The sequence below is a fragment of the Mesorhizobium sp. M5C.F.Ca.IN.020.32.2.1 genome (genome assembly GCF_004023105.1).
In the GTDB taxonomy this organism is placed as follows: Bacteria; Pseudomonadota; Alphaproteobacteria; order Rhizobiales; family Rhizobiaceae; genus Mesorhizobium; species Mesorhizobium wenxiniae.
Window position 1 is genome coordinate 1 of the sequence record NZ_RZSX01000404.1, and the last position, 5,503, is coordinate 5,503.

The window sequence follows — 5,503 nt, forward strand, 5'->3', positions numbered from 1 at the left end:
GGTCTGATCTGCCTCGTCATTGCCCTGCTTTTCGGCTGGAACTTCATCGCCGCTTTGATTTGGGGATGCTTGACCGGTGCCGTGCAAGCCGGTGCGATCAGGTTGATCCACGGAAGAGCAGATCGACTTTGAACCGCAAAACACCTGTGGCATGAAGAAGCCCGCTTTTCAGCGGGCTTTTTCACCCCCATGATAGGCTGATCACCTCACCCAAAAGGCGCCGCCATCTCCATAACGGTCGCCATTTCCCTTTCCTCGAGACGCTCCCGCCTCGCGATCAAATATGCCGCGATGTATACCAGCTTCCCGATGGATTCCCGGTGATCGGCGGGCTGATACGCAATCACGTCGCGCCGCGCCGCGGCCTCGTCCAACGCGATCACATCGCCAGCCCCGGGCCCCTTCTCAGCCTCTCGCAACGCTTTGGCCGCTCTTTGAGCTTCGACATGTCGTTCGGTTATGTCGGCCAGGGTGCCGAGCCGCGCCTCAGCATTAATCGCCGTGCGATTCTGCCGAGTGAAATAGTTGTCTCCGGATAGGTCATTTGAAGATTTTCCTAGGCTCAGCATGGCTTCATTCCTCATGCGGGCACACTCCGCCCCTGCCACCCCGGCCAAAATCGAGTTGATAAAAACGTTGATCAAGGACGAGAGCACGATAGGATACGAAACGAAACGAAAGCAGCGCCTGTAAGCCATTGATTAAGAATGGAAAAATTTTTCTCCCTCCGCCGGGAGACGAAAGTGATTTCAAAGATATATTCAAGCGGTTGGCCGCGGCGGGTGCTGGTAGGCCATTGGGCAAGGACGGGGTTCCTGCAGGCCCATGGACTCCCGAGCTTCTCGCAGAGGCGATTTCACAGATTGATTCCAACCGGATTGGGGTCGATCTGCGAACGGTGCAGCTTTGGTTTCAAGAGAACGAGAAGGGAATTAGCACTGCCAATATTCGTTGGCTGGCGAGGGTTTTTGGCTGCGATGATCCGGCGGCAACCAGCGAATGGCAGATGGAGCTTAGTGCGGCGCAATCGCGGTTATCGGCCAAGAGACGAGAATGGAAGAGAGCCGGAAGCAGCGTTGCACAGGAGATTCCAGACACAGCACTGGCTGCGACCTTCGATGACGACACAGCGTCTCCGGCAGAGCTAAAACGGGATACTGACGCCAAGGGGCCGACGAGGCGTTTTAGTTTGGCGAGGAAATCGGAGGCGTTTTTTAGTCACGGATCTCCCCTGAATTTACCGGCGTCGGTGTTTGCCGGCATGACCGCCCTCGGCTTTTTGTCGTACATCATTGGTATCCACAACGTCACCTACGAGCGAGCGGACGGGCTCGTTAAGCAGGTTGGATTCCTTTGGGCCGCAAATTGGACACTCGACTTTATGGTGTTCTTACCGCTGTTTTTCTTCTTCGTTATAGAGTTGCTGGTCTTCTGGAAAAGTGAGGGGCGCAGAAAGCTCGCAGCGCAGGGCGATCAGGTGGAAAGCGACGACGCCTGGTTGCGCAACGTTGACGCTTCCTCGTACACATATTGGTCGGTTTTTTTGATTTGCTTGCTGTTCGCGGGTCTTTTTCAATGGATCGGCGTGTCCTTGATCCCATTGATGAAGGGCGGTGGCAACTATGCCATGGATTGGGGAAAAATAGCTCTTGTGCGTCCTGAGGTCATATCTGTCCCCGAAACAGTCGTTTTTACGGGGCTCGCTTACCTATACATGTGCCTGGTGTTTTATCTTTTCTTCGCAGGTCTCATTTTGCTCTATACGGTTGTTCATGATCTTTGGAGAATTGGAGACGGATTGAAGAAGCTGCCGCATGTTGATCATCAGCAAGAGCTCAATGAAGCCGGCCTCACAGTGATGCGTGGGGTTTTTCGGTGTACTGTTTTGGGGGTTCTGGTCGCCATATGGATGAAGGTCCAAAGCTCTTATCTGGCATCCAGTGGTGAGAATATTGTGGCGTGGTTGGTCGGCGATATGTCCTCGATGTTCCAAGGTCGCGATGATGTGAGCACCGGGTTCCGCTATCGTATGCCGACGCATTACACCAGCCTTCTTATCGTTATTTCGACCTGTTTTGTATTTCTGTATGGCTCCATCCGATTAGGTGTCGGAGGTCGATTTCATGCGCCTTTGTGGAAGATGTCGGCGGTCGTGGCGTTACTTGTTGTCAGCTACTTGTTGATCGACGCGTTTGCCGGCTTTTCCACCCTTCTGGCCATTTCAGTGCTAGTCGCACTATACGGCCTGTTCGATCCAGGATTAGGCCGCTGGCGAGCGAGCGAGTTAGGAAACAATCAGAGTGTTTCATAGTTGGCTCGATCGTTGGGACGAACGCCGGGCCCTTCGCGGAGAGGAAGGGAAGAAACCAACGGATTTCGTCCTTGACGCGGAACGCGCCTTTCCAGGTGCGAAGAAGATAACAAGTATCGAGGAATTCTGTGCCCTTGCGGACCAAGCCGTGGCTGATCCAGCCTTTTTCGATGAGCCGAGTGTGAGTGATCAGGGTTTTGAAAGGCTAGATGGGTGTCTCAAATTTTCATCGGACATTTCTACTGATATCGAACAAAACAATGTCGTCTCGGCGAAAATCACAGAAAGCGGGTCGTTCGATCAGGCGATGGTGATTTTTCACCATTGGAATGCAAGCGCCCGGAATCGTCAGATTGCCAACTTTTTCTCGCAGCGTGGCATCACGGTTGTCGAGATTGCTATGCCTTATCACTTCGAACGCAGCCGTCCCGGCTCCGTGCACGCCGACTATATGCTTAGCCCTAATCTCGGTCGAACGATCCAATCTGTAAGGCAGGCAGTGTTGGATGGGCGAAAACTCATACGTTGGTTGAAAAGCGAAGGCTATCGAGAGATTTCGGTTCTCGGAATGAGCTTAGGTTCGTGGGTTGCGGCCATAGTCGCGGCACACGACTTGGCTGTGTCAAAAGCCTCGTTGTTTCTGACGGCGGGGAGTCTAGCGGATATGGTTTGGACGGGCCGCGCGACACGATCGATACGCGATAGCCTTGAGCCTGAGATTGAGCTGACCGATCTCAGAAGGGCCTGGGGTCCACTTAACTTGGAGAATTACGCGCATAGTTTTGCACGGCCTGATCTCGATCTTCAGGTTGTGTTGGCTAAGAGAGACAAAGTGGTGTTGCCAGAGCTATCGGAGAGGTTCATGCAGAGGCTTAAGGACGCCGGGGCTAGGCCAAATATTTTGGAATTAAACTGTGGTCACTATTCGCTCGCCATGCCGCCTTACATTTTGTTGGCCGGTTTGAGCTTGAAGCGGCTGCTAACGCGCGGTCGTTGAGCGGTTTCTGTCGTCTGCTAACAAGTCGGCCCGGCGAGCATGAGTTTGGCGTTGGCCGGTCAGTTCACCAGCAAATTCTCTGGTAGGCAGGTCTACCGGAAGCAATGACCCTGAGCGGACATAGACTGCGCCAGAAATGAAGCGCGCGAAGCGAATTTTCGCGGCCGTTGCGCATTGCTTTGATCCAGCCGGAGTCAGCAAAATGGGACAGCGATAACCTATGTACCGGGCGTCGTCCGTTGGAGACCAGCCGGCATGTGGTAACGGGCAAAACTCGTTTCCCCAGTTCGTCGGTTTGCTGTACCGGTCGGCGACAAGAAATTCAGGGCACAGAGTTATGGCGAGACAATTCTTCCGGGGCCGTCCCTTCCGAAATACCCACGAAAACAGGGCCTTCGACCGGCTTTGTCATGCGGTTGAGCTCTACACTCAAAACACCGACGACGTTCGGGTTATAGGCAACGTCGAGTACGACAGTGGTCAGATCGATGCGCTCGTGCTCAAGAGCCATGCCATCACCATTGTCGACTTCAAGGACTGGGGTGGGGTCATCACGATTGGTCCAAACCTTCCATGGGTGAACCAGGACGGCCTCAAGGTGAAAGGCGGGAGCTATGCAAACCCCTTCATGCAAATCTGCGCCTATCGTGCCGAACTGGCTTCGGATTTGGAGACCGCCAAGTGGCCGGGCCAGGACTATTCGCACATCTCCGGATTTGTCCTGTTTCTGCAGAATACGGAGTTCCAAATGTACCCCCATGATCCCTTCAGCAGAGAGACTGGTCATTGGTTCAGCGCCGGTGACTGGGACGGTGGCATACAGCACATCTGCCACCTGTCATCCCCAAAGCTGGACCTCTCGGTCGCCCAGCTCGACGAACTGGTCTCCCTTCTGGGGGTCAAAACCTACATACCTCAGCCAGAAGGCAGGCTTGTGCCAGCACGTGACCTGTAGCCGGAGTCCACGATACCTTCTGTCCGTCGAGGCGCGACGAAGACGATGGGCGAAAACTATCGTTGGGTGGGCCCAGAAGACGCTGCCGCCAGGAGCCTTAGGGGATAGAGACGCCATGGCCGCTTTTGGCGCGACTTGCTCGTTCAGATCGACGATCGCGGGCTTTCTTCAATGAACCGTCATCGCTATGGCATCACCCGAATGGCGCCGCCGCTTCCATCACCATCGCCATTTCGCTTTCCTCGAGCCGGACCTCTGCAGCGATCAAGAACGCCGAGATGTAGGCCAGCTTGTTGATCGACTCCTGATAATCGAGCGGGCGATACTCCATGACAATGCGACGGGCCGTAGCCTCTTCCGTCACCACGGCCAACAGTGCGCTGGCATAGGCGACGCTACTGACGTCGCCGGCCGCACGACGATCGTCCCATTCTCGCACGACATCAGCCGCGGCCTTTTGCGCTGCCATATGCCGCTCTGTAATTTCGGCCAGGCTCAGCCCGACCCCCTCTATCCTCGCTTCAACCATTGCCGCATCAGCTCCTTTTAAGCGGCCACCCTTCTTTCCCTTCCAGTGGAAGGCAGGGCAGGCCTCGTCCTGCCCCTGCCCGTCCGGCGAGGACCGGGAGAACGGGGGACAAGCAGAAAACCGGAAGGGGGATCGCCCACCCGAAGGGCCGGCCGGAGTCCGCGGAGCGGATTCCGGCCGGTGCTGCAGGCCGTAGGCCGAAGCATGGGGAAAGCCGGTTTTCTGCTTGTGGGGGAGAGAGGGCAGAGCCCTTTCTTCCCTCTCAGTGACTTGAATGTGGTTGAAAATTTCGATCAGGCGCACGAGGGGCAAACGTGCGACTGCTTACATTTGGTAATTTCTTGTCACTGTGGCGCGCTGCTAACGCCGGTTCTGTCGCCAACGATCAATATGGCGACCTATTCGACTTTGTATGGTCTAGGTTGCATTTCCGCCGACTGTTGCGCGCGTGCCGCCTTTTGAACGTTGATGTTCCGCCCAAACGCGTTTGACCTGGCTTTCGCTGCATCCTGCGAGTCTAGCAGTGCGAGCGATGCTGTTTCCGCCCGTTCTCAGGGCGACGATTCTTTCGTGTGTCGCCGCATCCGCCTGTCTGCCGGCGTATTTGCCGTTGGTCCTTGCTCGATCGATGCCCTGGCGCTGGCGCTCACGCCGATCCTCGAAATCGTCGCGAGCGACCTGCAGGGCGAGTTTCAGCAACATCTCTTGCAC

Annotated in this window: 6 protein-coding genes; 3 read left to right on the forward strand and 3 right to left on the reverse strand. The window is 55.6% G+C overall.

The genetic code is table 11. From position 1 onward, the window contains the following. Nucleotides 1-206: 206 nt before the first annotated feature. Complete coding sequence (locus EOA86_RS20040; protein ID WP_128343226.1) at nucleotides 207-584, reverse strand: hypothetical protein; 378 nt, start codon at nucleotides 582-584, stop codon at nucleotides 207-209. A 113-nt stretch (nucleotides 585-697) separates the two neighbouring features. On the opposite strand from EOA86_RS20040, the gene EOA86_RS20045 reads away from it, so the two are divergent. The 3 genes from EOA86_RS20045 (at nucleotide 698) to EOA86_RS20055 (ending at nucleotide 4,263) form a co-directional block, all read left to right on the forward strand. Then, on the forward strand, nucleotides 698-2,311 hold the full coding sequence (locus tag EOA86_RS20045) for a hypothetical protein (protein ID WP_128343228.1): 1,614 nt from the start codon (nucleotides 698-700) through the stop codon (nucleotides 2,309-2,311). After that, nucleotides 2,301-3,308 carry a dienelactone hydrolase-related enzyme gene (locus EOA86_RS20050; RefSeq protein ID WP_128343230.1) on the forward strand — a complete coding sequence of 336 codons (1,008 nt, stop codon included), beginning with the start codon at nucleotides 2,301-2,303 and terminating at the stop codon, nucleotides 3,306-3,308. Before EOA86_RS20045 ends, EOA86_RS20050 begins: the two co-directional genes overlap by 11 nt. A gap of 337 nt (nucleotides 3,309-3,645) precedes the next feature. Then, complete coding sequence (locus EOA86_RS20055) at nucleotides 3,646-4,263, forward strand: nuclease-related domain-containing protein (RefSeq protein ID WP_164891848.1); 618 nt, start codon at nucleotides 3,646-3,648, stop codon at nucleotides 4,261-4,263. A 193-nt stretch (nucleotides 4,264-4,456) separates the two neighbouring features. Here EOA86_RS20055 and EOA86_RS40460 read toward each other — a convergent pair whose 3' ends face one another. Together EOA86_RS40460 and EOA86_RS20065 are read right to left on the reverse strand one after the other, a co-directional pair. Next, on the reverse strand, nucleotides 4,457-5,095 hold the full coding sequence (locus EOA86_RS40460) for a hypothetical protein (protein WP_245497321.1): 639 nt from the start codon (nucleotides 5,093-5,095) through the stop codon (nucleotides 4,457-4,459). Between the two features lie 114 nt (nucleotides 5,096-5,209). Further along, a partial coding sequence (locus EOA86_RS20065; RefSeq protein WP_164891849.1) for a helix-turn-helix domain-containing protein occupies nucleotides 5,210-5,503 on the reverse strand: 294 nt, incomplete at its 5' end.

Excerpts from the sequence above, each read along its gene's own strand:
- EOA86_RS20040 (WP_128343226.1), bottom strand. The coding sequence starts at position 584 with ATGAGGAATGAAGCCATGCTGAGCCTAGGAAAATCTTCAAATGACCTA.
- EOA86_RS20055 (WP_164891848.1), top strand. The coding sequence starts at position 3,646 with ATGGCGAGACAATTCTTCCGGGGCCGTCCCTTCCGAAATACCCACGAA.